At 69.8% G+C, this 22525-nt stretch carries 22 protein-coding genes and 1 other RNA gene; 12 read left to right on the top strand and 11 right to left on the bottom strand.

The genetic code is table 11. The features are described from left to right. Window positions 1–47 precede the first annotated feature (47 nt). The gene (locus AB6A69_RS13090) at window positions 48–506 is read left to right on the top strand and encodes an Lrp/AsnC family transcriptional regulator (protein WP_371061099.1); all 459 of its coding nucleotides are present in this window, start codon (window positions 48–50) and stop codon (window positions 504–506) included. A gap of 4 nt (window positions 507–510) precedes the next feature. On the opposite strand, the gene AB6A69_RS13085 is transcribed toward AB6A69_RS13090, so the two are convergent. Next, a complete protein-coding gene (locus tag AB6A69_RS13085; RefSeq protein WP_371038154.1) occupies window positions 511–657 on the bottom strand; it encodes a hypothetical protein in 147 nt (48 codons plus the stop codon). 100 nt (window positions 658–757) lie between these two features. On the opposite strand from AB6A69_RS13085, the gene AB6A69_RS13080 reads away from it, so the two are divergent. Continuing rightward, on the top strand, window positions 758–1252 hold the full coding sequence (locus AB6A69_RS13080; protein ID WP_371061098.1) for a DUF2165 family protein: 495 nt from the start codon (window positions 758–760) through the stop codon (window positions 1250–1252). A gap of 179 nt (window positions 1253–1431) precedes the next feature. Here the strand turns inward: AB6A69_RS13080 and rpsU are convergent, their stop codons facing one another. Then, the gene (gene rpsU / locus AB6A69_RS13075; RefSeq protein ID WP_371038299.1) at window positions 1432–1638 is read right to left on the bottom strand and encodes a 30S ribosomal protein S21; all 207 of its coding nucleotides are present in this window, start codon (window positions 1636–1638) and stop codon (window positions 1432–1434) included. 111 nt (window positions 1639–1749) lie between these two features. Between rpsU and AB6A69_RS13070 the strand changes: the two genes are divergently transcribed. Together AB6A69_RS13070 and AB6A69_RS13065 are read left to right on the top strand one after the other, a co-directional pair. Further along, on the top strand, window positions 1750–2457 hold the full coding sequence (locus AB6A69_RS13070) for a COQ9 family protein (RefSeq protein WP_371061097.1): 708 nt from the start codon (window positions 1750–1752) through the stop codon (window positions 2455–2457). A gap of 4 nt (window positions 2458–2461) precedes the next feature. Next, on the top strand, window positions 2462–3448 hold the full coding sequence (locus AB6A69_RS13065; RefSeq protein ID WP_371061096.1) for an NAD(P)H-quinone oxidoreductase: 987 nt from the start codon (window positions 2462–2464) through the stop codon (window positions 3446–3448). Window positions 3449–3467: 19 nt separating this feature from the next. Here the strand turns inward: AB6A69_RS13065 and AB6A69_RS13060 are convergent, their stop codons facing one another. Further along, the gene (locus AB6A69_RS13060; RefSeq protein WP_371061095.1) at window positions 3468–4100 is read right to left on the bottom strand and encodes a ribonuclease T; all 633 of its coding nucleotides are present in this window, start codon (window positions 4098–4100) and stop codon (window positions 3468–3470) included. A gap of 127 nt (window positions 4101–4227) precedes the next feature. Here AB6A69_RS13060 and AB6A69_RS13055 point away from each other — a divergent pair, with 127 nt between their 5' ends. Together AB6A69_RS13055 and AB6A69_RS13050 are read left to right on the top strand one after the other, a co-directional pair. Then, window positions 4228–4983 (top strand): DUF1013 domain-containing protein, encoded by a 756-nt coding sequence (locus AB6A69_RS13055; RefSeq protein WP_371038159.1) that lies wholly within the window; start codon window positions 4228–4230, stop codon window positions 4981–4983. 78 nt (window positions 4984–5061) lie between these two features. Beyond that, on the top strand, window positions 5062–6216 hold the full coding sequence (locus tag AB6A69_RS13050; RefSeq protein ID WP_371061094.1) for an FAD-dependent oxidoreductase: 1155 nt from the start codon (window positions 5062–5064) through the stop codon (window positions 6214–6216). Between the two features lie 16 nt (window positions 6217–6232). Here AB6A69_RS13050 and recR read toward each other — a convergent pair whose 3' ends face one another. From recR to AB6A69_RS13020, 6 genes are all read right to left on the bottom strand, one after another. Continuing rightward, complete coding sequence (recR, locus tag AB6A69_RS13045; protein ID WP_371038161.1) at window positions 6233–6826, bottom strand: recombination mediator RecR; 594 nt, start codon at window positions 6824–6826, stop codon at window positions 6233–6235. Between the two features lie 55 nt (window positions 6827–6881). After that, the gene (locus AB6A69_RS13040) at window positions 6882–7226 is read right to left on the bottom strand and encodes a YbaB/EbfC family nucleoid-associated protein (protein ID WP_371055240.1); all 345 of its coding nucleotides are present in this window, start codon (window positions 7224–7226) and stop codon (window positions 6882–6884) included. 45 nt (window positions 7227–7271) lie between these two features. Next, complete coding sequence (locus AB6A69_RS13035) at window positions 7272–9041, bottom strand: DNA polymerase III subunit gamma/tau (protein ID WP_371061093.1); 1770 nt, start codon at window positions 9039–9041, stop codon at window positions 7272–7274. An 82-nt stretch (window positions 9042–9123) separates the two neighbouring features. Continuing rightward, the gene (locus AB6A69_RS13030; RefSeq protein ID WP_371061092.1) at window positions 9124–10149 is read right to left on the bottom strand and encodes a sodium:calcium antiporter; all 1026 of its coding nucleotides are present in this window, start codon (window positions 10147–10149) and stop codon (window positions 9124–9126) included. 114 nt (window positions 10150–10263) lie between these two features. Next, window positions 10264–10360, bottom strand: an RNA gene (ffs, locus tag AB6A69_RS13025) — signal recognition particle sRNA small type. Between the two features lie 45 nt (window positions 10361–10405). Beyond that, the gene (locus AB6A69_RS13020; RefSeq protein WP_371061091.1) at window positions 10406–12247 is read right to left on the bottom strand and encodes a 5'-nucleotidase C-terminal domain-containing protein; all 1842 of its coding nucleotides are present in this window, start codon (window positions 12245–12247) and stop codon (window positions 10406–10408) included. A 173-nt stretch (window positions 12248–12420) separates the two neighbouring features. On the opposite strand from AB6A69_RS13020, the gene nudC reads away from it, so the two are divergent. Continuing rightward, the gene (gene nudC, locus AB6A69_RS13015) at window positions 12421–13371 is read left to right on the top strand and encodes an NAD(+) diphosphatase (RefSeq protein ID WP_371061090.1); all 951 of its coding nucleotides are present in this window, start codon (window positions 12421–12423) and stop codon (window positions 13369–13371) included. Window positions 13372–13392: 21 nt separating this feature from the next. Here nudC and AB6A69_RS13010 read toward each other — a convergent pair whose 3' ends face one another. Beyond that, window positions 13393–14232, bottom strand: a complete 840-nt coding sequence (locus tag AB6A69_RS13010) for a prephenate dehydratase (protein WP_371061089.1) — start codon at window positions 14230–14232, stop codon at window positions 13393–13395. 122 nt (window positions 14233–14354) lie between these two features. Here AB6A69_RS13010 and AB6A69_RS13005 point away from each other — a divergent pair, with 122 nt between their 5' ends. The 5 genes from AB6A69_RS13005 (at window position 14355) to AB6A69_RS12985 (ending at window position 21583) form a co-directional block, all read left to right on the top strand. Then, a complete protein-coding gene (locus tag AB6A69_RS13005) occupies window positions 14355–15470 on the top strand; it encodes a cytochrome c family protein (RefSeq protein WP_371061088.1) in 1116 nt (371 codons plus the stop codon). 191 nt (window positions 15471–15661) lie between these two features. After that, window positions 15662–17632, top strand: coding sequence for an extracellular solute-binding protein (locus tag AB6A69_RS13000; RefSeq protein WP_371061087.1), 1971 nt, complete (start codon window positions 15662–15664; stop codon window positions 17630–17632). 7 nt (window positions 17633–17639) lie between these two features. Further along, the gene (locus AB6A69_RS12995; RefSeq protein WP_371061086.1) at window positions 17640–18725 is read left to right on the top strand and encodes a microcin C ABC transporter permease YejB; all 1086 of its coding nucleotides are present in this window, start codon (window positions 17640–17642) and stop codon (window positions 18723–18725) included. 69 nt (window positions 18726–18794) lie between these two features. Further along, window positions 18795–19949 carry an ABC transporter permease gene (locus AB6A69_RS12990; protein ID WP_371061148.1) on the top strand — a complete coding sequence of 385 codons (1155 nt, stop codon included), beginning with the start codon at window positions 18795–18797 and terminating at the stop codon, window positions 19947–19949. Continuing rightward, the gene (locus tag AB6A69_RS12985) at window positions 19946–21583 is read left to right on the top strand and encodes an ABC transporter ATP-binding protein (RefSeq protein WP_371061085.1); all 1638 of its coding nucleotides are present in this window, start codon (window positions 19946–19948) and stop codon (window positions 21581–21583) included. The genes AB6A69_RS12990 and AB6A69_RS12985 overlap by 4 nt, the downstream gene beginning before the upstream one ends. On the opposite strand, the gene AB6A69_RS12980 is transcribed toward AB6A69_RS12985, so the two are convergent. Continuing rightward, on the bottom strand, window positions 21580–22497 hold the full coding sequence (locus AB6A69_RS12980) for an endonuclease/exonuclease/phosphatase family protein (protein WP_371061084.1): 918 nt from the start codon (window positions 22495–22497) through the stop codon (window positions 21580–21582). The genes AB6A69_RS12985 and AB6A69_RS12980 overlap by 4 nt on opposite strands. Window positions 22498–22525 lie beyond the last annotated feature (28 nt).

Raw genomic sequence — 22525 nt, 5'->3', positions numbered from 1 at the left:
AGTTTCTTCGCAGATCAAGGTAAATCGGCGAAGGACATGCGGCCGTAATGACGATGGACGAAACCGATCGCCGGATCCTGCGCGCGCTTCAGAAGCAGGGCCGCATCTCGAACGCCGACCTGTCGGAACAGGTCAACCTGTCGCCCTCGGCCTGTCACCGCCGGGTTCAGCGGCTGGAGGCGGCGGGCGCGATCGCGGGCTACGTCGCGCTGCTGTCGCCCCGCGCCTTGGGCGTTCCTGCCACGATCTTCGTGGAGATCACGCTCCAGGCGCAGGCCGATGAGGTGCTCGAGGCGTTCGAGACCGCGGTGCGGCGCATTCCCAACGTCCTCGAATGTCACCTGATGGCGGGCACCGCGGACTACATTCTCAAGATCGTGGCCGAGGACACCGAGGATTTCGCCCGCATCCACCGGCAATACCTCACGCGCCTGCCGGGCGTGGCGCAGATGCAGTCGAGCTTCTCGCTCCGCAGCGTCTGCGCGACCACGGCGCTGCCCGTCTGAGGGCTCAGCGTTCGGGCCAGTCCACGACCAGTTCCAGAAGCGGGGCGCCGTCCGAGACGGTCCACACGCGCCGGATCACGACGAAGACCTCGTCTTGCACACGCAGCCGGTCGCCGGCCTGCATCGCCGGATCTGGCTTGACGGGCCGCAACTCTTCGCCGATCCCTGACGTAAGGGCACGTGCGGCGGCGCTCGCCGTGAGCCGGAACCTGGTCCGCAATCCGGCGCCGTGTGAAACTGGAGTTACCGACATGCTCGTCCGCTACTGCAAGATGGTGATGGTGTTGGGCCTAAGCCTTTTCGCTTTTCTCGTCACGTTCAACAACCTGACCGATTACAATTCGAATTTCGAGTTCGTGAAACATGTTCTCAGCATGGACACGACCTTCGAGGGCAACGCGGGCATGTGGCGCGCGATCACGGTGCCGTGGATGTGGCACGCCGGCTACTGGGGTATCATCGCGGGGGAGGGGATCACCTTCCTCCTGCTTCTCGTCGGCGCGCTGCGCATGTTCGCCGCGCGGGACGCAGACGCCGACGCGTTCCAGTCCGCCAAGACCTACGTGGTGCTCGGCGCGACGGTGGGCTTTCTCGTCTGGTTCGTGGGGTTCATGGCCGTGGGCGGCGAGTGGTTCCTGATGTGGCAGTCGGACACGTGGAACGGCCAGCAGGCCGCCTTCCGCTTCTACATGAGCATTCTCGCGGTGCTCATCTTCGTGATGATGCGGGACGAGGAGGCGTGGTGAGCCGCGCCTGACGGCCGCGATGCGGGCGGCGCCCTGCGGGGACCTGACGCCGGCGGCGCCGGGCCGCGCGCGGGCCCGGACGTTCCGGCGTCCCGACGGGCCCGCCCGAACATGACAAACCCCCGGGCACGAGGCCGCGGGGGTTTCCCATTCGTGTTCGATCGCCGGCAGGCGAACGCTCAGAGGAGCCCTTCGCGCTGGGCCTTCTTGCGCGCGAGCTTGCGCGCACGGCGAATCGCCTCGGCCTTTTCGCGCGCCTTCTTCTCCGAGGGTTTCTCGAAGTGCTGGCGCAGCTTCATTTCGCGGAAGACGCCTTCGCGCTGCAGCTTTTTCTTGAGCGCGCGCATCGCCTGATCGACATTGTTGTCGCGAACACTGACCTGCATGTGGGTGTCACCACCTTTCGGGCTGAAGTTGCTGTTATTGCAGGAGGTGGTCGTATACCAAGGCCACGCTAGCTTGTCCAGAACATCCACGAGATGCCGAGGAGTCGCCAGATGCCCACGACGCCGGAAAGCCCCGAACTCGCAGCGCTGCTAGACGCCGCGCTTCTTCACGTGCCCTTCGACGGCTGGTCCGAGGCCACGTTCCGCGCCGCGATACGCGACACCGGCATCGACCCGGCGGTCGCCCGTGCGCTCTGCCGGCGCGGCGCTCTGGACCTTGCCGTGGCGTTCCACCGCCGCGGCGACAGGGCGATGCGCGAGCGGTTGCGCGTCACCGACCTCACGGAGATGCGGATGCGCGACCGGATCGCCTTCGCCGTGCGCGCCCGCCTCGAGGCGGCAGGCGACAAGGAGGCGGTGCGCCGCGGCACCACGTTCTTCGCGCTTCCCAACCACGCGGCGGAGGGCGCGCGCCTGATCTGGGAGACGGCGGACACCATCTGGACGGCCCTTGGCGACGACTCCGACGACGTGAACTGGTATACCAAGCGCGCCACGCTTTCGGCGGTCTACAGCGCGACGGTGCTTTACTGGCTCGGCGACGAGACGCCCGACAGCAGCGCGACATGGGCGTTCCTCGACCGCCGGATCGCCGACGTGATGCAGTTCGAGAAGGTCAAGGCGCAGGTCGGCGAGAACCCGGTGCTGAAACGGGTTTTCGCCGGACCGGCCTGGGTGCTAGGCAAGGTACGCGCGCCGATGCGCGCCCCCGACATCGACCTGCCGGGCCGCTGGTCCGGCCCGCCCGCCCAGGAGTGAGCCCATGCCAGAGCAGTCCATGCGCGCCGTCGAGATCAGCGAGCCCGGCGGCCCCGAGGTGCTGCGCCTGGCAACCCGCCCCGTGCCCGAGCCGGGGGCGGGGCAGGTCCTGATCCGCGTGTCCCATGCGGGCGTGAACCGGCCCGATGCGCTGCAACGCGCGGGCGCCTACGCGCCCCCGCCCGGCGCGTCCGACCTGCCGGGCCTCGAGGCCGCGGGCGAGATCGCGGCAATCGGCCCCGGGGTGACGGAATGGGCGGTGGGAGACCGCGTCTGCGCGCTTCTGCCCGGCGGCGGCTACGCCGAACACGTCGTGACGCCCGCGGCGCATTGCCTGCCCGTGCCCGAGGGGCTCGACCTCCAGCAGGCCGCCTGCCTGCCCGAGACCTTCTTCACCGTCTGGTCCAACGTCTTCATGCGCGGCGGGCTCCAGGCCGGGGAGCGGTTCCTGGTTCATGGCGGCTCTTCCGGGATCGGGACGACGGCGATCCAGCTCGCCCACGCCTTCGGCGCCCGGGTCTTCGCCACGGCGGGAAGCCCGGAGAAATGCGCCGCCTGCGCTCGTCTCGGGGCCGAGCGCGCGATCAAATACCGCGAGGAGGATTTCGTCGAGGCGCTTCGCGCCGAGGGCGGCGCCGACCTGATCCTCGACATGGTGGGCGGCGATTACATCCCGCGCAACGTCAAGGCGCTCGCCGATGACGGGCGGCTCGTGCAGATCGCGTTCCTGTCGGGCCCCAAGGTGGAGCTGAACTTCGCGCAGGTGATGACGCGGCGGCTGACGATCACCGGCTCCACCCTGCGCCCGCAATCCGACCTCGCCAAGGCGCGCATCGCCGAAGGGCTTCGCGCCCATGTCTGGCCGCTTCTCGAGGCGGGGCGCATCGAACCGGTGATGGATTCCGAATTCCCGCTCGAAGAGGCCGCCGCGGCGCATGCCCGGATGGAAAGCTCCGCCCATATCGGGAAGATCGTTCTGAAGGTGGGCTGAACGCCCCTCCGTCCGCCGCTCAGGGGATCGGCGCGAGAAGCGCGTCGTCGAGACGGCAGTCCTCGACCACGTCGCGGCCGCAGGGCACCGGCGCGAGCCCGTCGCGCGACAGGCAAAGCCGCGCCTCCTGGATGCGGCCCGCCCGGCAGGTGATGGTCAGCATGTCGGGCGCCACGCCGGGATTGGCCTTCAGGAACGCCTCCTCCACCACCCGGGCGGGCAGGCGCACCGGATCGCTCAGCCGGCGGAAGAGTTCGGGCCGCGCCACCGACAGGTAGGCGCGGCGCGAAAGCGCGAAATAGTCGTCGGCGGCCAGCCCCGAGCAGCTTCCGTGCTTCTTCCACTGGTGCCAGGCGAGCCCCGCGCTGCCCATGATGTCTGCCATCGCGCGGGTGTCCGCCCGCGAGGGCGGCTGCATCGAGGTCGGGCAATGGCTCGGCCAGCCGCGATGGTATTGTGGCCAGAGCCCGTGCAGCGTCCAGCCGTGATCGGCGGCCGGATCGCATTGCGGCGCGCCGCGCGCCCCGCCTTCGAGCGCGCACCAGGTCGGGCTCCAGCTCAGCGAGAGCACCCAGTAGTCGAAATCGCCCGCCGCCTCGCCCTCGGCGCGCAGCGCCGTAGCCCAGAACAGCAGCAGAATCGCCCAGCGCATTCGGCCCTTCCCTTCGCGTTTCGGCTCGACTATATCAGCGCCGAGTTCCCCCACAACTCGATCCAGCCTCGCAGGGCGAGGCCGCCCGGCCCCGGGCGCCGGGCAATACGTATTGAGGAGACGCGACATGGCCAAACTGCTGCACCCGAAGGCGACCGCCGTCTGGCTCGTGGACAACACCACGCTCAGCTTCAAGCAGATCGCCGATTTCACCGAGATGCACGAGCTGGAGATCCAGGGCATCGCCGACGGCGACGTGGCCGCGGGCGTGAAGGGTTTCGACCCCGTGGCCAACAACCAGCTCGAGCCCGAGGAGATCCGCAAGGCGGAGGCCGACCCGAACTACAGGCTCCAGCTCAAGTTCAACCCCGCCGCGCGCGATGAGGACAAGCGCCGCGGCCCGCGCTACACGCCGCTGTCGAAGCGGCAGGACCGCCCGGCGGCCATCCTCTGGCTGGTGAAGTTCCACCCCGAGCTGGCCGACAGCCAGATCGCGCGGCTCGTCGGCACGACGAAGCCCACGATCCAGTCGATCCGTGAGCGCACCCACTGGAACATCTCCAACATCCAGCCGATCGACCCGGTTGCCCTGGGGCTCTGCAAGCAGAGCGAGCTCGACGCCGTCGTGCAGAAGGCGGCGAAGAAGAAGGAAGCCGAGGGCGCGATCATGTCCGACGACGAGCGCCGCAAGCTCGTCTCCACCGAGCAGAGCCTCGGCATGGAGGCCGAGCCCAAGATGCCGACGGCGATCGAGGGGCTCGAGTCCTTCACGCTCACCGGAGGCAGCGAAACGCGCGCCGACGAGGACGACAAGCGGGATCCCGACAGCTTCTTCAACCTGCCCGACGAGACCGAGGACGACGACGAGGACGGCGGCCGCTGAGCGCGAAAGGCGCGGCGGGGCTTTTCTTTTCCTTCGCCGCGCGGCAGCCTTTTCCCGGTGACAGAGCGGGAGGATGCGATGCGGATCGCCATCATCGGCGCGGGTCTGATCGGTGGCGCGGCGGCGCGGCACCTGGCTAGGGCCGGCCACGACGTGGTGCTGATCGGTCCGGCCGAGCCGGGCGACAAGCGGTGCCACGACGGGGTCTTCGCGAGCCACTACGACGAGGGCCGCATCACCCGCAAGCTCGATCCCTGGGCCTTCTGGAGCCGTGTAAGCCGCGAGAGCATCGCGCGCTATGGCGAGATCGAGGCCGAAAGCGGCGTTTCCTTCTACACCGAGGCGGGCGCGATGCTCGCGGGGCCGGCTGACGGCACGCTGATCCGCCAGACCGCCGAGGTGCAGGAGGCCGCGGGTTTTCCCGCCGAGCGGCTGACAGGCGGCGCGCTGGCCGAGCGGTTCCCCTTTTTCGCGTTCGCGCCCGGGACGCTGGCCCTTTACGAAGCGACGGCGGCAGGGCACATCAGCCCGCGCCGTCTTGCCCGGGCGCAGCGGGTCGCGGCGGAACGCGCCGGCGCGCGGTATCTCGCGGCCGAGGCGCAGGGCCTCGACGAAACCGCTGCGGGCATCAGCGTCGCCACGTCCGAGGGACCGGTGCGGGCCGATCGCGCCCTGGTGGCGACAGGCGGATTCACCGACGTCCTCCTGCCCGGGGCGCTGCCGCTTTCGGTCTATGCGCGCACCGTGGCGCTTTTCGAGATCGACGCGGCAGAGGCCGCGCGGCTTTCCTCGATGCCGTCGCTCATCGCGCTTCTGCCGAACGGCGAGGATCCCTATCTCCTGCCGCCGATCCGCTACCCCGACGGGCGGCTCTACCTCAAGCTCGGCGGCGACCCGGTGGACGTGCCGCTGGAGGGCCGCGCGGCGCTCGGCGACTGGTTCCGCGGCGGCGGCTCGGCGGAGGTGGGCGCGCGCCTCGAGGCCATGATCCGGAAGCGGATGCCCGGCCTCGCGATCCGGCGCACGGTCACGGACGCCTGCGTGACCACCTACACCCCTGCCGATCGCCCGGCCATCGGGCGGCTTTCCGACCGCGTCGCGGTGGCGGTGGCCGGCTGCGGGCGGGGCGCCAAGTGTTCCGACGAACTCGGGCGGCTGGGCGGCCTTGCCGTTCTGGGCGCCGCGTTGCCGGACTGGGCCGAGCTGCAGCCGGTGGCCGCACGGGCCGCCTGAGCCGCCCCGCGCCGCGTCAGAACGACTTTCGCGCGGTGAGCGCCGCGGCGATGGTGCCGTCGTCGAGGTAGTCGAGCTCGCCACCCACCGGCACGCCCTGGGCGAGCGAGCTGATCGCGGCCCGCCCGTCCAGCGCGTCAGCGATGTAGTGGGCGGTGGTCTGTCCGTCCACCGTGGCCGAAAGCGCCAGGATCACCTCCTGCACGCCTTCCTCCGCCACGCGCTCCAGGAGCTGCGGGATGCGCAGATCCTCGGGCCCCACCGCGTCGAGCGCTGAGAGCGTGCCGCCGAGAACGTGGTAGCGCCCCTTGAACACGCCCGACCGTTCCATCGCCCAGAGGTCGGCGACGTCCTCGACCACGCAGATCTGACCGTTGCCGCGCGCCGGATCGGCGCAGATCGGGCAGATCTCGCCGGTGCCCACGTTGCCGCAGCGCGCGCACTCCCGCGCGGTCGCGGCCACCTGCTGCATCTGGCGCGCGAGCGGCGCGAGTTGGCTTTCCCGCCGCGCCACGAGATGCAGCACCGCGCGCCGCGCCGACCGCGGCCCGAGACCGGGCAGCCGGGCCATCATCTCGATCAGCGTGTCGATGTCCGAAGGAGCGCTCATGGCGGCGAAGGCGGCAATCCCGGGCGGTGGCGCGGCGCGGCCGCGGCCACGCGCCTCAGAACGGCAGCTTCATGTCCTTGGGCAGGCCCATCTCGTCGGTGAGCTTCGACATCTCCTCCTGCGCCGCGGTCTGGGCCTTGGTCTGCGCCTCCTTGACCGCCGCGAGAATGAGATCCTCGACGACTTCCTTGTCGTCGCCCGAGAAGATCGACGGATCGATGTCGAGTGCGGTAAGCTCGCCCTTGAGCGTGCAGACGACCTTCACGAGGCCGCCGCCCGACTCGCCCGTCACCGTCATCTGCTTCATCTCTTCCTGCAGGTCAGCCATGCGCTGCTGCATTTCCTGCGCCTTCTTCATCATCCCGGCCATGTCGCCGAGCTGGCCCAGTCCCTTGAACATCTTCGTTCCTTTCCTGTCGCGCGCGGCGCCTGCCGGCGGCTTTCGTCAATCGTCCTCGAAGGGGTCCCACTCGTCCTCGACCTCGGGCAGCGCACCCTCGGCGGCCGCGCTTTCCTGCGCCGCCTGTGTCCGGATATCCTTGATCCGGGCGCCGGGAAAGGTGGCGAGCACCGCCTGCACGAGCGGATGCGCCCGCGCCTCGGCCTCGAGCGCGCCCGCCTCTTCGGCGCGGGTCTCCGCGATCGTGGGGCCGCCGCCCGTCCCGACGACGCTCACCGCCCACCGGGCGCCGGTCCAGGCCTGAAGACGCTGGCCGAGGCGCTGGGCGAGGTCCGGGGCGGCCTCGTCCGTGGGCTCGAACTCGATCCGTCCGGGTTGATAGGCGGCAAGGCGCAGATGGCTTTCCACCTCGATCAGCAGCGTCATGTCTCGGCGCGCGCGGACGAGCTCGACCACATGCTCGAAGGCCGGATAGTCGGCCAGCGAGGGCGCGAGCGCGTGGGCCTGCGCCGCGCCGCCCGCCGCGCCGGCCGGACCGCGGGGGGGCGCGGGCGCGCGAAGCTGCGCGCCGGACGTGGCCATCTGCCCGGTCGATTGCTGCGCCGCGCCGCCGCCTCCGCCGCCGCCCGGGGCAGGCCCAGGCGGGGGCGGCTCGGATTGCAGCCGGCGGAGCAGATCCTCGGGGCTGGGCAGTTCGGCCACATGCGTCAGGCGGATGATGGCCATCTCGGCGGCCATCATCGCGTTGGGCGCGGCGGCGACCTCCTCGAGCGCCTTCAGCAGCATCTGCCACGTCCTGGTGAGCGCGCGCATCGGCAGCCGCTCGGCGAGGTCGGCGCCGCGGGCGCGCTCGGCCGGGCCCACCGTGGGATCCTCGGCCGCGCCCGGCGTGATCTTCACGACGCTGATCCAGTGCGTGAGTTCGGCAAGATCGCGCAAGACGGCCATGGGATCGGCCCCGTCGGCGTATTGCGCCGACAGCTCGGACAGCGCGCCGGCCGCGTCCCCCTTCATCACGAGTTCGAAGAGATCCATGACCCGGCCGCGATCCGCCAGACCCAGCATGGCGCGCACCTGCTCGGCCGTCGTCTCGCCCGCGCCGTGGCTGATCGCCTGGTCGAGAAGCGAGGTCGCGTCCCGGGCCGAGCCCTCGGCGGCGCGGGTGATGAGCGCCAGCGCGTCATCCGCGATCGCCGCGCCCTCCCGCTCGGCGATCCGGCGCAGCAGGCCGATCATCACCTCGGGCTCGATCCGCCGCAGGTCGAAGCGCTGGCAGCGCGAGAGCACGGTGACGGGCACCTTGCGGATCTCGGTGGTGGCGAAGATGAACTTCACATGCGCCGGCGGCTCCTCCAGCGTCTTCAGCAGCGCGTTGAAGGCCGAGGTGCTCAGCATGTGCACCTCGTCGACGATGTAGATCTTGTAGCGCGCCGAGGCCGCCCGGTAGTGGACGCTGTCGATGATCTCGCGGATGTCGCCCACGCCCGTGTTCGACGCCGCGTCCATTTCCAGCACGTCGACGTGCCGGCCCTCGGCGATGGCCACGCAGTGCTCGCAGACCCCGCAGGGATCGGTAGTGGGCCCGCCCGTTCCGTCGGTGCCGACGCAGTTCATGCCCTTGGCGATGATCCGCGCCGTCGTCGTCTTTCCCGTGCCGCGGATGCCGGTCATGAGAAAGGCCTGCGCGATCCGGTCCGCCGCGAAGGCGTTCTTGAGCGTGCGCACCATGGCGTCCTGGCCGACGAGATCGGCGAAGGTCTCGGGGCGGTATTTCCGCGCCAGAACCTGGTAGCCGCCCTTGTCCGTCTCGCGCATCACGCCTCGCCCGAATCCTGAATGCGTAGCATAGGGCCGCCGCCCGGCATCGTCCAGCGGGCGGCGCGCGGACGCCCGCCCATCAGAACGCCTGCACCGCGATCGCGAACCCGTATACCGCCAGGATCAGGACGCTTTCCAGCCCGATGCCGGCCGGCCCGCGCCGCTGCCGGTAGAGCATCCCGAGGACGAGGATCGCGGTCATGGTCAGTCCCGCGGTCAGCCAGAACAGGTCGTCCCTGCCGATCGCGTGGTAGATGGACCCCTCGCGATAGCCGGCATCCGAGAGCGTGATGAAGAGCACGTCGAAGGTGTTTCCGCCGATGATGCCGCCGACGGCCATCTGCAGCGCGCCGCGCCGGATCGCGGCGAGCGTCGTGACCAGTTCGGGAAGCGAGGTGATGACCGCAGTCACGAGCGCGCCGACGACGGAGGCGTTCAACGCGTAGCGGTCGGTCAGTTCCGCCGCCGCGCGCGAAAGCGTCCAGCCCGCCGCCGCCATGATCAGCATCAGCGCCGCGAAAACGGTGAAAAGCGCGAGCGTCGATCGTGGCTCGGGATCGTCCTCCTCGGGCTCGTCCTCGCGGGTCTCGTGCGTGCGCACCGGTCGCCACATCGGTGTCTCGCGCACCTCGCGGACCGCGAGCAGCCCGACCGCGTAGACCGCGACGAGCAGGACCGAGACGGGGTGAACGCCCCAGATCGCGAATTCGGGCAGGGTATAGGCGACGAAGGGCAGGGCCAGCATCAGCATCAACACGGTGCCCTGGAAGACGTTGGCGAGTTCGGCGGCGGCATGTTCCAGGTTGGCCTTGCGATGCAGGATGTCCGCGAGCGCGAGGAAGGCCGTCTGCACCGCGATCCCGCCGATCCCGTTGGAAAAGGCGAGCGATGCGCGCTCGTCGAGCGCGGCGGTGACCGAGACGATCGTGCCCGAGATCGACGTCGCCGCGCCGAGGAGGACCGCCCCCACCATCGCCTCGCCCAGCCCGGTTCGGTCGGCCAGGCGGTCGGCGAGCGAGGTCATCCGCAAGCCGCTGAGCAGGATGACGATGGCCGTCCCGGCGAGGAACGCCGCGAGGGCCGCGAAAGAGAAGTCGGAAAACATCCACCGCGCCTCGGACCGGGTTGCCCACATCAGGGACATATCAGCGGGCGGCGGCCGGAGGAACCGCGCCCCGTCACATCCGCACGCGCGTCAGATTCCGGACTGGAGGGGAAAGGTGAGAGGTTGGAAAACGACCCAAGCGGGGCTCGTTACGGCTGCTTCCTTCCGGACCTGACCGGGTTGGCGAGGCGCTTGCCCGCACCAACCTCTCAAGAGGGTATCTAAGGCCGGCGGCGCGGATTCGCAACCCGTGCGCTCAGAGCCGCAGCCGGAGTTGCAGAAACCCGTCCGCCGTCTCGCCCGTCTCGGCCACGTCTAGGCCTGCCGCGTCGACAAGATGCGCCCGCGCGGCCGGCCCGGTCGGCGCGAGTGCGGTGGCGCCCGGCAGCTGCGCGAACCGCCAGACCGGGATCGGGTCCGGCCGGACCGGGCTTGCCCGAAGAAGGTGGTCCGCGAGCGCATCGCGGTCGGCCAGGTCCGCATCCCAGACGACCTCCCAGTCGGCGGCGCCGCCGGGCGGGTCCGACGCGCCGGTGCGATGCGCGCTCGTGACGACGAGGAAGTCGTCGGCCGGCCGCACCGGGCGCCCCGCGTGCCGGACCGCGTCCACGCGGCCGGGCCCCGGCCCGGTGGGCCGGCCGGAGATGTCGTAAAGGGCCGGGCGCGACAGGTCGATCCGATAGCTCAGGCCGTGCAGCACGTCGAAGCGGTGGGTCGGGAAATCGGGCTGGAGGAGCGGCTGGTCCGCGACGCCGGGCCGCAGCGTGCGGTAGAGCGCGGCGGCGCGTTCCAGCCAGTCGAGCAGTGCCGCGCCGCTCAGCCGCACGACCTGGAGCGCGTTGCCGAAGGGGAAAAGCTCCGACAGGTGCCGCGCGTGCAGCGGGCCGGCGGGGATATCGACGAAGTGCCCGGGTCCGCCGGGCCCGCCCGCCTTGGACGGCGCGACGGCCGAAAGCAGGGGAAGGCCCGCCCATCGGGTGCCGGCGAGCCCGCGCTCTGCCGCGGCGCGCTGCGCCTCGGCCAGAAGGCGCAGCGCCGGCGCGTCGGTCAGAAGCGCGAAATGGCTGTGAAGCGGCCGCGAGGTGGCGCCCGCGACCACGGCGAGACGCGCCTGCGCCGCGCCGTGGTCGCGGGCCGCCGCGCGCAGGACCGCGGCGTCCTCGCCTTCCCCGCCCGTCGGGGCGACGCGGCGCGCCCGGTGCGCCGCCACCCGCCACCCGCCGGTCGACCGCCGCTCGAGGACAAGGTCGATGACGCCCACGCTCTTGCCCAGGAAATCGGGCATCACGGCGGGGATGCCCGCCAGCGTCGCGCCGGGCGTGTCGTCGGGCGGGAAGGCCGCGTGGCTGTGTCCGGCGATCACCGCGTCCAGACCGGGAACCGCCGCGAGCGCGCGGACCACGTTCTCGGCGCGGGGGGCGGGCCGCCTTTCTCCGAGGCCACTATGGGCGAGCGCCACCACCACATCGGCCCCGTCCGCGCGCATCCGCGGCACGAGCCGGCGCGCGGTGTCGAGGATGCAAGCGGCGCGCACCGCGCCCGCGAGGGCACGACCGCTCCATCGTACGGTCTGGGGCGGCGCGAAACCGATCACGCCCACCCGCACCCGGGCGCGCCCGCCGCCGCCGTTGCGCAGCTCGCGGTCGATCAGCGTGTAGGGCGGCAGCAGGGGCGTGCCGCCCGCGTCCGCGAAATTGGCCAGCACGACCGGAAAGCCCGCGCCGGCCAGCGCGTTGCGCAGGAACGCGAGGCCGTAATCGAAATCGTGGTTGCCGAGCGTCGCGGCGTCGTAGCCTAGCGCCGTCATCGCCGCGATCGCGGGGTGTGGCGCGCCGCCGCGCTCCGCCCAGTTCTCGGCCACATGGTCGGCGAGCGGCGTGCCTTGCAGCGTGTCGCCGTTATCGAGGAGCAGCGTGCCCGGCACCTCCGCGCGAAGCCGCCGGATGAGCGGGCCGAGCGCGGCAAGCCCGGCTCGCGGCACCGGCGCGTTCCGCGCGTAGTCGTGCCCGAGAAGCGTGCAGTGCAGGTCTGTGGTCGCGAGGATGCGCAGCTGTACCATGCCCGGCGCGAGGGTCAGGGGGGCGAAAGAGATCGTCATCGTTGGGAGTTCTGGCATCCATCGGCTTTGACTATCTGGGAATGTAATCCAATGATGTATTGCAATCTAGGGTTAAGCCAGCCGCCGGAGTCCGCATTTCCACTGGCCTGCGTGGCGTCGCGCATGTCATGGCTCGTGCCCGGCGGCGGGCGAACGAACCGGAAGGAAGGATGATGCGGCACGCGGAGACGGTGACTTTCGGTGGATCGGCGCTCGACCGCGCGGACACGCTTCGGGCCGATCAACGGGCGCTCGCGGACGCGATGTCCGATCCCCGGTCCAGCGTGCTGGCGCTCTGGCGCGGACGGCCGCTTTTCGCCGGCCCGGCGCTCGACCGGCTGGTCCGCCTTCCGGTCGGGCATGCCGCGCTCGACGGCGCGGGCGAGCCCATCCTGATCGGGCGCGAGGATGGCTGCGCGGTCTTCGCCGCCGATATCTCGCACTGGATGCCGGAGACGGCCGAAGAGCCTTCGGAAGATGCCGAACAGCGCCACCCCGCCCTTCCCGGGGATCACGCCTTCCGCGAGCTGAGATCGTCCATGACCGCACTCGGACCGCGCGATGCCGAGCTTGCCGCCACCGCCCGCGCCATTCTCGGCTGGCACCGAAGCCATCGGTTCTGCGCGCGTTGCGGGGCCGAAAGCGCGGCGGCGCGGGGTGGTTGGGTGCGGGTCTGCGCGTCCTGCGGCGGCCAGCATTTCCCGCGCACGGATCCGGTGGTCATCATGCTCGTCGTCTCGGGCCCGCGGGTGCTGCTGGGCCGCTCGCCTCACTGGCCGGGCGGCATGTATTCGCTGCTCGCGGGCTACATGGAGCCCGGCGAATGCATGGAGGCCGCGGTGCGTCGCGAAGTCCTGGAGGAGGCGGGCGTGCGCGTCGGCGCGGTGCGCTACCTCGCCAGCCAGCCCTGGCCTTTCCCGGCCTCGCTCATGCTCGGCTGCCTCGCCGAGGCCGAGAGCGAGGCGATCACGCTCGATCCTGCGGAGCTGGAGGATGCGCTCTGGGTCGGCCGGACCGAGCTTCTGGACGTTTTCGCGGGCACGCATCCCCTCATCAGCCCGCCGCGCGCGGGCGCCATCGCCGGGTTCCTGCTGCGCAACTGGCTCGCGGACCGGCTGGATTGAATGCGTGGGCCGGCCGGCGCCTCAGGCGCCGTGCCGCCGGGGATCGGCCGGGTAGACGCCGAGGATCCGCATCTCGTCGGTGAAGTAGTCGAGTTCCTCGAGCGCCAGTTTCACGCCGGGATCGTCCGGGTGCCCCTCGATATCGGCGTGGAACTGGGTGGCCTTGAACGAGCCGCCCACCATGTAGCTTTCCAGCTTGGTCATGTTGACACCGTTCGTGGCGAACCCGCCCATGGCCTTGTAGAGCGCCGCGGGGATGTTGCGAACGCGGAAGACGAAGCTTGTCATCATGCCGTCGTCGCCACGCGGCGTGTGGTCGGGCTCTCGCGCCATGATGAGAAAGCGCGTGGTGTTGTTGCCCTGGTCCTCGATGTGCCGGGCGAGCACCTCGAGGCCGTAGATCTCGGCGGCGAGGTCGCCGGCCAGCGCGGCCAGCGCGGGATCGTGGGCGTTCGCGACATGGCGGGCGGAACCGGCGGTGTCCGCGCCGGTCACGCGGTGGATGCCGTGGGCGCGCAGGAAGTCGCGGCACTGGCCCAGCAGCATGGTGTGGCTCATCGCGCGCTCGATCCGCGACAGGGGCGTGCCGGGCAGGGCGAGCAGGTTGATGTGCACCCGCACGAAGGCCTCGTTCACGATGTGCAGCCCGGACATCGGCAGAAGCTGGTGGATGTCGGCCACGCGCCCGTAGGTGGAATTTTCCACCGGCAGCATGGCGAGTTCGGCCTGGCCGTCCAGCACAGCCTCCACCGCGTCCTCGAAGGTGCGGCAGGGCAGCGCCTCCATCTCCGGATGCGCGTCGTGGCAGGCCTGGTGCGAATACGCACCCGGCTCGCCCTGGAAGGCGATGCGTGCTGTCATGGCCATCGTCCCGCGAAAAAGCCCCGATCCGGGCGTTTGGTCGCGGTAACTACACCTTGCGCGGGTTGGACGGAACCCTATAGATACCCCCGGACTGACACCGGAAAACGGAAATGCGAGCCATGCCTGACACGATGACGTTTACCAAGGTATTCGGGAGCCTCTGCGGCGCGCTCCTGGTCTTCCTGCTGGGCAAGTGGGCCGCCGAGGAACTCTATCATGTCGGCGTTCCCTACGGCGAGCAGCAAGCCTACGTTATCGACACGGGCGAAGAGGAAGAGGAGGTGGCCGACGCGGCCCCCGTCGAAGAGGAAGAGGAAGTTCCCTTCGTCCAGCTTCTCGCCAACGCGAGCGCCGATGCCGGCGAAGGCGTGTTCCGCCAGTGTTCGGCCTGCCACGTCGTCGATCAGGAGCGCAACGGTGTCGGGCCGCATCTCGTGAACGTCATGGGCCGCGAGATCGCGTCCATCGACGGGTTCCGCTATTCCGGGGCGCTGCCCGAGGGCGCATGGACATGGGAAGAGATGAACGCGTGGATCGAGAATCCGCGCGACTACGCGCCGGGCACCTCGATGGGGTATGGCGGGCTTGCCGATGACGAGGACCGCGCGGACCTGATCGCCTATCTGGGCAGCTACACCGAAGGATGGACCCTGCCGGGCGCGGACGCCGCCGTGGAAGAGGCGGCCGCCGAGGCCCCCGCCGAGGACATGGCCACCGAGGAGGCTGCTGCGGAAGACGCGGCGCCTGAGGAGCCCGCCGCGGAAGAAGCCGCCGAAGAAGAGGTCGCGAGCGAAGACACCGCCACGGAAGACGTCGCGATGGAGGACACCGCCACCGAGGAGGCAGCGACCGAGGAGATGACCGCCGCGGATGACGCGTCCGAGGATGCGTCCGCCGGCGGCGAGATGTCGGAGTTGCAGATGGCGCTGGCCGAGGCCGACGTCGGCAACGGCGAGCGCGTGTTCCGCCAGTGTTCGGCCTGCCACGTCGCGAACCAAGAACAGAATCGCGTCGGCCCGCACCTTGTCGGCATCATCGGCCGCGAGATCGGCGCGGTGGACGGCTTCCGCTACTCCGGCGCCCTTCCCGAAGGCGTCTGGACGGCCGAGGAAATGGACGCCTGGCTCGAGAACCCGCGTGATTACGCGCCGGGCACCTCGATGGGTTATGCCGGGCTTCGCGATCTTCAGGATCGTGCCGACCTTATCGCGTGGCTCGACAGCCTCGACGACTGAGCAGTGTCTCGCGCCCGCAAGGCGTATCGGGGCCGTCGCGCGGGAGCGCGGCGGCCCTTTTCGCGCCAGCGGACGGTCGGCCTGCCGGGATCACGCAATCGCAACTTGAACACGCGCGATCTGGCATTCTAGCGTAACTGCACCATTTCCCGTGAAGTGCGCACCGCTTCGGAACGCTGGAGGATCCGACCATGACCCCGTCGCAGCAGCCCGCGCAGGCCATCGTCCAACTCTTCGGTGCCGCGGCGCTCGCGCTTGCGGCGGCGTTCCCGCCGGCGACGGCTGCCGCCGAGACCGGGACGCCCGCCTTCACGCCGGAGCCGAGCGAGGCCGCGCGCGCCCAGGGCGGCGAGGTCGTCGTCTCGCACGGTTACAACTTCTTCGGCGATCTCACCTATCCGCCCGACTTCGAGCATTTCGACTACGTCAATCCCGACGCGCCCGTGGGCGGCGAGATCTCGCTCTGGGCCCCGGGCACCTTCGACAGCATGAATCCCTATTCCCGGCAGGGCCGGGCCGGACGCTATTCGTGGATGTTCTACGAGTCGCTTCTGGGCGAGATGCCCGCCTCGGGGGCGGGCGCGCCGGCCGACCAGATCGGGGAATCCTACGGGCTTCTCGCCTGGAAGGTCGAATACGATCCGGGCAAGACCTGGGCGATCTTCCACATGCGCCCCGAGGCGCGGTTTTCCGACGGCACGCCGGTGACAGCGCATGACGTGGTCTTCTCGCACAACCTGCTGCTGGAACAGGGGCTTCCGAGCTACGCGCAGGCGGTCAGCCGCCGCGTCCTCTCGGCGGAGGCGCTCGACGATCACACGGTGAAGTTCACCTTCGCCGAGGATATCTCGCGCCGGTCGCTCATCGACCAGGTGGGCGGCGTTCCGGTCTGGTCGCAGGCGTGGTTCGAGGAGACGGGCGCCCGCCTCGACGAGCCGCGCCTCGAGCCGGCGGTCGGCTCCGGTCCCTATGTCCTCGACAGCGTCGACGTGAACCGCAGCATCGTCTATCGGCGCAATCCCGACTACTGGGGCTGGCACCTGCCGATCAACCAGGGCCGGCACAATTTCGAGCGCATCCGGATCGAGTATTTCGCCGACGAGAACGCCGCCTTCGAGGCGTTCAAGGCGGGGGTCTACACCTTCCGCGCCGAAGGCAATTCCCGCACCTGGGCCACGGGCTACGATTTCCCCGCGGTCGAGCGCGGGCACGTGAAGCTGGAGGAGCTTCCGGATGGCACGCCGCCCGCGCCCACCGGCATCGTCTTCAACCTCGGCCGCGACGTCCTCAAGGACAAGCGTGTGCGCGAGGCGATCTCGCTGGCCTACAATTTCGAATGGACCAACGAGTCGCTGCAGTATGGCCTTTTCAAGCAGCGCGAGTCCTTCGTTCAGGACACGCCGATCGAGGCCGAGGGCCCGCCCGAGGGCGCGGAACTCGAGCTGCTGCAATCCCTCGACGTGGAGGTCCCCGAAGAAGTGCTGACCGAACCGGCCCGCGACGCGCACAGCTCCGGCGCCGACCGGCTGAACGACCGCCGGAACCTGCGCCGCGCGATGCGCCTGCTCGACGAGGCGGGCTGGGCCGTGGGGGATGACGGGTTGCGCCGCAGCGCCGCGGGCGAGGTGCTGAGCCTCGACTTCCCGATCTCGTCGTCGAGTTCCGCGACCCTCGTCTCGGTGGTGCAGACCTTCGCGCAGAACCTCGAACTGATGGGGATCGAGGCCAACGTGGAGCGGGTCGATCCCTCGCAGTTCACCCTGCGCAGCCGGGAACGCGACTACGATCTGGTGTTCGACAACTACGTCGCCTTCCTTCAGGCGGGCACCGGTCTGATGCAGCGATACGGCTCCACAGAGGCGGAATTCAGCCTGTTCAATCCCGCCGGGCTCGCCAGCCCGCTGGTGGATGCGGTGATCGAGGCGGCGCTCGCGACCGACAATCGCGAGGACGAGGCCGTGGCGCTGCGCGCGCTCGACCGCGTTCTGCGGCACGAGTTCTTCATGGTGCCGGTCTGGTACAACGACAGCCACTGGGTGGCCTACTGGGACCAGTACGAGCACCCCGAGACCCTGCCGCCCTACGCGCTGGGCGTACTCGATTTCTGGTGGTTCAACGCGGAGAAGGCCGCGCGCCTTCGCGCCGACGGCGCGCTGAGGTAGGGGCGGCATGGGCGCCTATATCCTCCGGCGGCTTCTGCTCATCGTCCCGACGCTGCTGGGCATCATGATCATCAACTTCACGCTGGTGCAGTTCGTGCCCGGCGGTCCGGTCGAGCAGATCATCGCCCAGATGCAGGGGCAGGGCGACGTGTTCGAGGGTTTCGCGGGCTCTGGAGAGGATGCGGGCAGCACCTCGGCCGAGGAGCTCGAGGGCTATGCCGGCGCGCGCGGACTTCCGCCCGAGTTCATCGCCGATCTGGAACGGCAGTTCGGCCTCGACAAGCCGCCGCTGGAGCGGTTCTTCGGGATGCTCTGGGATTACATGCGGCTCGATTTCGGCGAGAGCTACTTCCGCAAGATCGAGGTGACGGAGCTGGTCCTCGAGAAGATGCCCGTGTCGATCAGCCTCGGCCTCTGGTCCACGCTGATCGCCTACCTGATCTCGATCCCGCTGGGCATCCGCAAGGCGGTGAAGGACGGCACCCCCTTCGACACCTGGACCTCGGGCGCGATCATCGTGGCCTATGCCATTCCGGGCTTTCTCTTCGCGATCCTGCTGCTCGTGCTGCTGGCGGGCGGCAGCTATCTGCAGATCTTCCCGCTGCGGGGCCTGACCTCGGACAACTGGCAGGACCTGAGCCTTCCCGCCAAGATCGCGGACTATTTCTGGCACATCACGCTGCCGGTCGCGGCCTCCACGATCTCGGCCTTCGCGACGCTCACGCTGCTGACGAAGAACTCCTTCCTGGACGAGATCAAGAAGCAGTATGTCATCACCGCCCGGGCCAAGGGCGTCAGCGAGGGGCGCGTGCTCTACGGGCACGTGTTCCGCAACGCGATGCTGATCGTGATCGCGGGTTTCCCGGCCGTCTTCATCGGGATCTTCTTCACCGGCTCGCTCATCATCGAGACGATCTTCTCGCTCGACGGGCTGGGGCGGCTGGGCTTCGAGGCGGCGGTGGCGCGTGACTATCCGGTGATCTTCGGCACGCTGTTCATCTTCGGGCTGATCGGTCTCGTGGTGGGCATCCTGTCGGACCTGATGTACGTCATCGTCGATCCGCGCATCGACTTCGAGAAACGCGAGGGCTGAGCGGTGCAGCAACGCGCGCCCAACGAAACCCCGGTTCCCACCGAGGAGACCGTCCCCCACAAGGAACGGATGCCGGGCCACATGGCCCCCGCGCCGGTCGTTCCGCCGCAGAAGCGCCGCTGGCTTTCGCCGCTCAACGAGCGGCGCTGGCGGAACTTCCGGCGCAACAGGCGTGCCTACTGGTCGCTCATCATCTTCTCGATCCTGTTCGGGCTCTCGCTCTTCGCGGAGTTCATCGCCAACGACAAGCCGATCCTCGTGAGCTACCGGGGCGAGCTTCACACGCCCGTCTTCACCTTCTACCCGGAGACGGCATTCGGCGGCGATTTCCGGACGGAGGCGATCTACCGCGATCCCGAGGTGTCCTGCCTGATCGTCACGGGCGGGCTCGACGCCTGTTTCGACGATCCCGAGGGCCTGATCGAGGACGCGGAGGACGGGATCGTGGACGGGCAGGAGATCGAGAAGGGCTGGCTGCTCTGGCCGCCCATTCCCTACGCCTACGACACCGTGGTGGACCGGCCGGGCGCGGCGCCGCTGCCGCCCAACGAGCAGAACCTTCTGGGCACCGACGACACGAAGCGCGACGTGCTGGCGCGCATCATCTACGGCTTCCGGCTCTCGATCCTCTTCACGATCATCGTCACCACGCTCGCGAGCGTGGTGGGCATCGTCGCCGGCGCCGTCCAGGGCTTCTTCGGGGGCTGGCTGGACCTCATCTTCCAGCGCATCATCGAGATCTGGCAGGCGACGCCGGCGCTTTACATCATCATCATCCTCTTCGCGATCCTCGGGCGAAGTTTCTGGCTGCTCGTGCTGCTCACGGTGCTTTTCGGATGGACGGCGCTGGTGGGCGTGGTGCGCGCGGAGTTCCTGCGCGCGCGCAACCTCGAATATGTCCGCGCGGCCCGGGCGCTCGGCGTGTCGAACTGGACGATCATGTTCCGCCACATGCTGCCCAACGCCATGGTGGCGACGCTCACCATGCTGCCCTTCATCGTCACCGGCACCATCGCCACGCTCGCCGGCCTTGATTTCCTGGGCTTCGGCCTGCCGTCCTCGGCGCCGTCGCTGGGCGAGCTGACGCTTCAGGCCAAGCGCAACCTTCAGGCGCCCTGGCTGGCCTTCACGGCGTTCTTCACCTTCGCGATCATGCTCTCGCTTCTGGTGTTCATCTTCGAGGGCGTGCGCGACGCCTTCGACCCGCGAAAGACCTTCCAGTGAGCCGGGTCCTCGAAGTCGAGAAGCTGAGCGTGGCGTTCCGTCAGGACGGACGGCGCATCGAGGCGGTGCGCGGTGTCTCCTTCGCCGTCGACAAGGGCGAGACGGTGGCGCTGGTGGGCGAATCCGGCTCGGGCAAATCGGTCTCGGCGCTTTCGACGGTGTCGCTGCTCGGCCCGTCGGCCGAGGTTTCGGGCAGCGTGCGCTACAAGGGCGAGGAGATGATCGGCGCCCCCGAGGCGGCGTTGCGCCGCGTGCGCGGCAACGACCTGAGCTTCATCTTCCAGGAGCCGATGACATCGCTCAACCCGCTTCACACGCTGGAACGGCAGATCCGCGAAAGCCTCGCGCTGCACCAGGGGCTCGTGGGGGACGCGGCGCGCGTGCGCATCGTGGAGCTCCTGGACCGGGTCGGCATCCGCGATCCCGAAAGCCGGCTGAAGGACTATCCGCACCAGCTCTCGGGGGGGCAGCGCCAGCGCGTGATGATCGCCATGGCGCTCGCCAACAAGCCCGACATCCTGATCGCCGACGAGCCAACGACCGCGCTCGACGTCACGATCCAGGCCCAGATCCTGGAGCTTCTGGCCGAGCTGAAGGCCGACGAGGGGATGGGGCTTCTGTTCATCACCCACGATCTCGGCATCGTGCGGCGCATCGCGGACCGCGTCTGCGTCATGAAGGACGGCGAGATCGTCGAGAGCGGGCCGACCGCCGCGATCTTCTCCCGCCCCGAACACCCCTACACCCGGAAACTCCTGGCCGCAGAGCCGGAGGGGATGCCCGACCCCGTGCCCGAAGACGCCGAGGAGGTGGTGCGCACCGACCGGCTGAAGGTCTGGTTTCCCGTCCAGCGCGGGCTCTTGCGGCGCACGGTGGGCCATGTGAAGGCGGTGAACGACGCCACCATCACGGTGCGGCGGGGCGAGACGCTGGGTGTCGTGGGCGAATCCGGGTCCGGAAAGACCACGCTCGCGATGGCGATGATGCGCCTCATCGGCTCAGAGGGAGAGATCACCTTCGCCGGCGAGGACGTGAACGCGTGGTCCGTGCGCAAGCTTCGGCGCCTGCGCCGGGATATGCAGATCGTCTTCCAGGATCCCTTCGGCTCCCTTTCGCCGCGCATGAGCTGCGAGCAGATCATCGCGGAAGGGTTGGGCGTGCATGGAACCCGCGACAAGCGCCCGCAGCGCGAACTCGTGGCCGAGGTCATGTCCGACGTGGGGCTCGACCCCGCGACGATGGACCGCTATCCGCACGAGTTCTCGGGCGGCCAGCGCCAGCGCATCGCCATCGCGCGGGCGATGATCCTGCGCCCGAAGCTTCTGGTGCTCGACGAGCCGACCTCGGCGCTCGACATGACCGTGCAGGTGCAGATCGTGAACCTGCTGCGCCAGTTGCAGGAGCGGTACGGCCTCGCCTACCTCTTCATCTCGCATGACCTGCGGGTTGTGCGGGCGATGTCGCACCGCGTCGTGGTGATGAAGGACGGCGATATCGTCGAACACGGCCCCTCGGAAGAGATCTTCGAGACGCCGCGCCACGCCTACACGCGCGCGCTGCTCGAGGCGGCGCTCAACCCCACGGGTGGCAGCGTCGCGGGCCGCGCTCCCGCGCCGGCCGAGGCGCTGCGCTAGAGACCCGGAAACGTCACCGCCAGCGCCGCGTGATCGCTCGCATGCGGGCGATGCCAGCCCGTCCCCTCGAGCCGCGGTCCCGCGTGCCGGGTGGCCTCGTGCCCGAGCCCCGCGCGCAGGATCTCGGGGCATGCCTGCGGGAAGCGGCCGGCAAGGGCGGGCGAGGCGAGCAGCGCGTCGGGCCGGCCGTACCCGCCGGTCTCGGCGTCGTGCCAGGACCAGCGCCGGCCGGGAGGCAGCCGCTGGAGAAGGTCCACCGAGAAGGGTGGCAGCAGCGGCGCGATGGCCGGCGCGCCGGTCCCGTCCGCCGGTTCGTTCAGATCGCCCAGAACCAGCCAGAGCGCCGCGGCCGGGTCCGGAAAGCGCGCCTCGATCAGCCGGCGCACCGCCTCGGCCTCGAGGCGGCGGATCGCCCAGGCGCGCCGCGCGCTGGGGTAGGGCGCCTTGAAGTGACAGACGAAGAGCGTGAGCGGGCCGGCGCGCGCGCGCAGGCAATCGCGGCGGAAGATCGGGTGGTCGGGATCGACGCCGCGCGGCGCCTCGAGGCCGAGGTCGGCGGGGCGAAGGCTGGCGTGGCTCGCCACGTCCTCAAGGGGTCGCCGGCTCATCAGCGCCACGTCCTGGCCGCGCCCGTCATTGCCCGGCAGGCACACCCGCCAAGGATATCGGCCGTCTCCGGCGCGCGCGAGGAACCGGTCGTGGAAATGATCGAGCGAGGCACGGTCGAAGACTTCCTGCAGGGCGACGACATCCGCGTCGGCCCGCGCGATCAGCTTCGCCCCTAGGCGCCGGTCGGCCGGGTCGAGCCCCGCGGCCGTCGCCGTCGCGTCCTCGGGGCGGTCGCCGTCGCGTGCGCCATCGAGGCGCCCGTCGCGCAGGCGCAGGTTCTGCATGTTGAAGCTGGCGACACGCATGAACCCATAGCGCCCGACGGCCGCGCCC

The sequence above is a fragment of the Rhodosalinus sp. 5P4 genome (assembly GCF_041365695.1).
In the GTDB taxonomy this organism is placed as follows: Bacteria; Pseudomonadota; Alphaproteobacteria; order Rhodobacterales; family Rhodobacteraceae; genus Rhodosalinus.
This window is presented reverse-complemented; position numbering and strand designations above follow the sequence as displayed.

Coding starts and splice junctions, on each gene's coding strand:
- AB6A69_RS13005 (WP_371061088.1), top strand. CDS start 14,355: ATGCCTGACACGATGACGTTTACCAAGGTATTCGGGAGCCTCTGCGGC.
- recR (WP_371038161.1), bottom strand. CDS start 6,826: ATGAGCGCTCCTTCGGACATCGACACGCTGATCGAGATGATGGCCCGG.
- AB6A69_RS12990 (WP_371061148.1), top strand. CDS start 18,795: ATGCCGGGCCACATGGCCCCCGCGCCGGTCGTTCCGCCGCAGAAGCGC.
- AB6A69_RS13090 (WP_371061099.1), top strand. CDS start 48: ATGACGATGGACGAAACCGATCGCCGGATCCTGCGCGCGCTTCAGAAG.
- AB6A69_RS13000 (WP_371061087.1), top strand. CDS start 15,662: ATGACCCCGTCGCAGCAGCCCGCGCAGGCCATCGTCCAACTCTTCGGT.
- AB6A69_RS13080 (WP_371061098.1), top strand. CDS start 758: ATGCTCGTCCGCTACTGCAAGATGGTGATGGTGTTGGGCCTAAGCCTT.
- AB6A69_RS13035 (WP_371061093.1), bottom strand. CDS start 9,041: ATGCGCGAGACGGACAAGGGCGGCTACCAGGTTCTGGCGCGGAAATAC.
- AB6A69_RS13065 (WP_371061096.1), top strand. CDS start 2,462: ATGCCAGAGCAGTCCATGCGCGCCGTCGAGATCAGCGAGCCCGGCGGC.
- AB6A69_RS13010 (WP_371061089.1), bottom strand. CDS start 14,232: ATGACAGCACGCATCGCCTTCCAGGGCGAGCCGGGTGCGTATTCGCAC.
- nudC (WP_371061090.1), top strand. CDS start 12,421: ATGCGGCACGCGGAGACGGTGACTTTCGGTGGATCGGCGCTCGACCGC.
- AB6A69_RS13040 (WP_371055240.1), bottom strand. CDS start 7,226: ATGTTCAAGGGACTGGGCCAGCTCGGCGACATGGCCGGGATGATGAAG.
- AB6A69_RS13055 (WP_371038159.1), top strand. CDS start 4,228: ATGGCCAAACTGCTGCACCCGAAGGCGACCGCCGTCTGGCTCGTGGAC.
- AB6A69_RS13050 (WP_371061094.1), top strand. CDS start 5,062: ATGCGGATCGCCATCATCGGCGCGGGTCTGATCGGTGGCGCGGCGGCG.
- AB6A69_RS13030 (WP_371061092.1), bottom strand. CDS start 10,149: ATGTTTTCCGACTTCTCTTTCGCGGCCCTCGCGGCGTTCCTCGCCGGG.
- rpsU (WP_371038299.1), bottom strand. CDS start 1,638: ATGCAGGTCAGTGTTCGCGACAACAATGTCGATCAGGCGATGCGCGCG.
- AB6A69_RS12995 (WP_371061086.1), top strand. CDS start 17,640: ATGGGCGCCTATATCCTCCGGCGGCTTCTGCTCATCGTCCCGACGCTG.
- AB6A69_RS13060 (WP_371061095.1), bottom strand. CDS start 4,100: ATGCGCTGGGCGATTCTGCTGCTGTTCTGGGCTACGGCGCTGCGCGCC.
- AB6A69_RS13020 (WP_371061091.1), bottom strand. CDS start 12,247: ATGACGATCTCTTTCGCCCCCCTGACCCTCGCGCCGGGCATGGTACAG.
- AB6A69_RS12980 (WP_371061084.1), bottom strand. CDS start 22,497: ATGCGTGTCGCCAGCTTCAACATGCAGAACCTGCGCCTGCGCGACGGG.
- AB6A69_RS13070 (WP_371061097.1), top strand. CDS start 1,750: ATGCCCACGACGCCGGAAAGCCCCGAACTCGCAGCGCTGCTAGACGCC.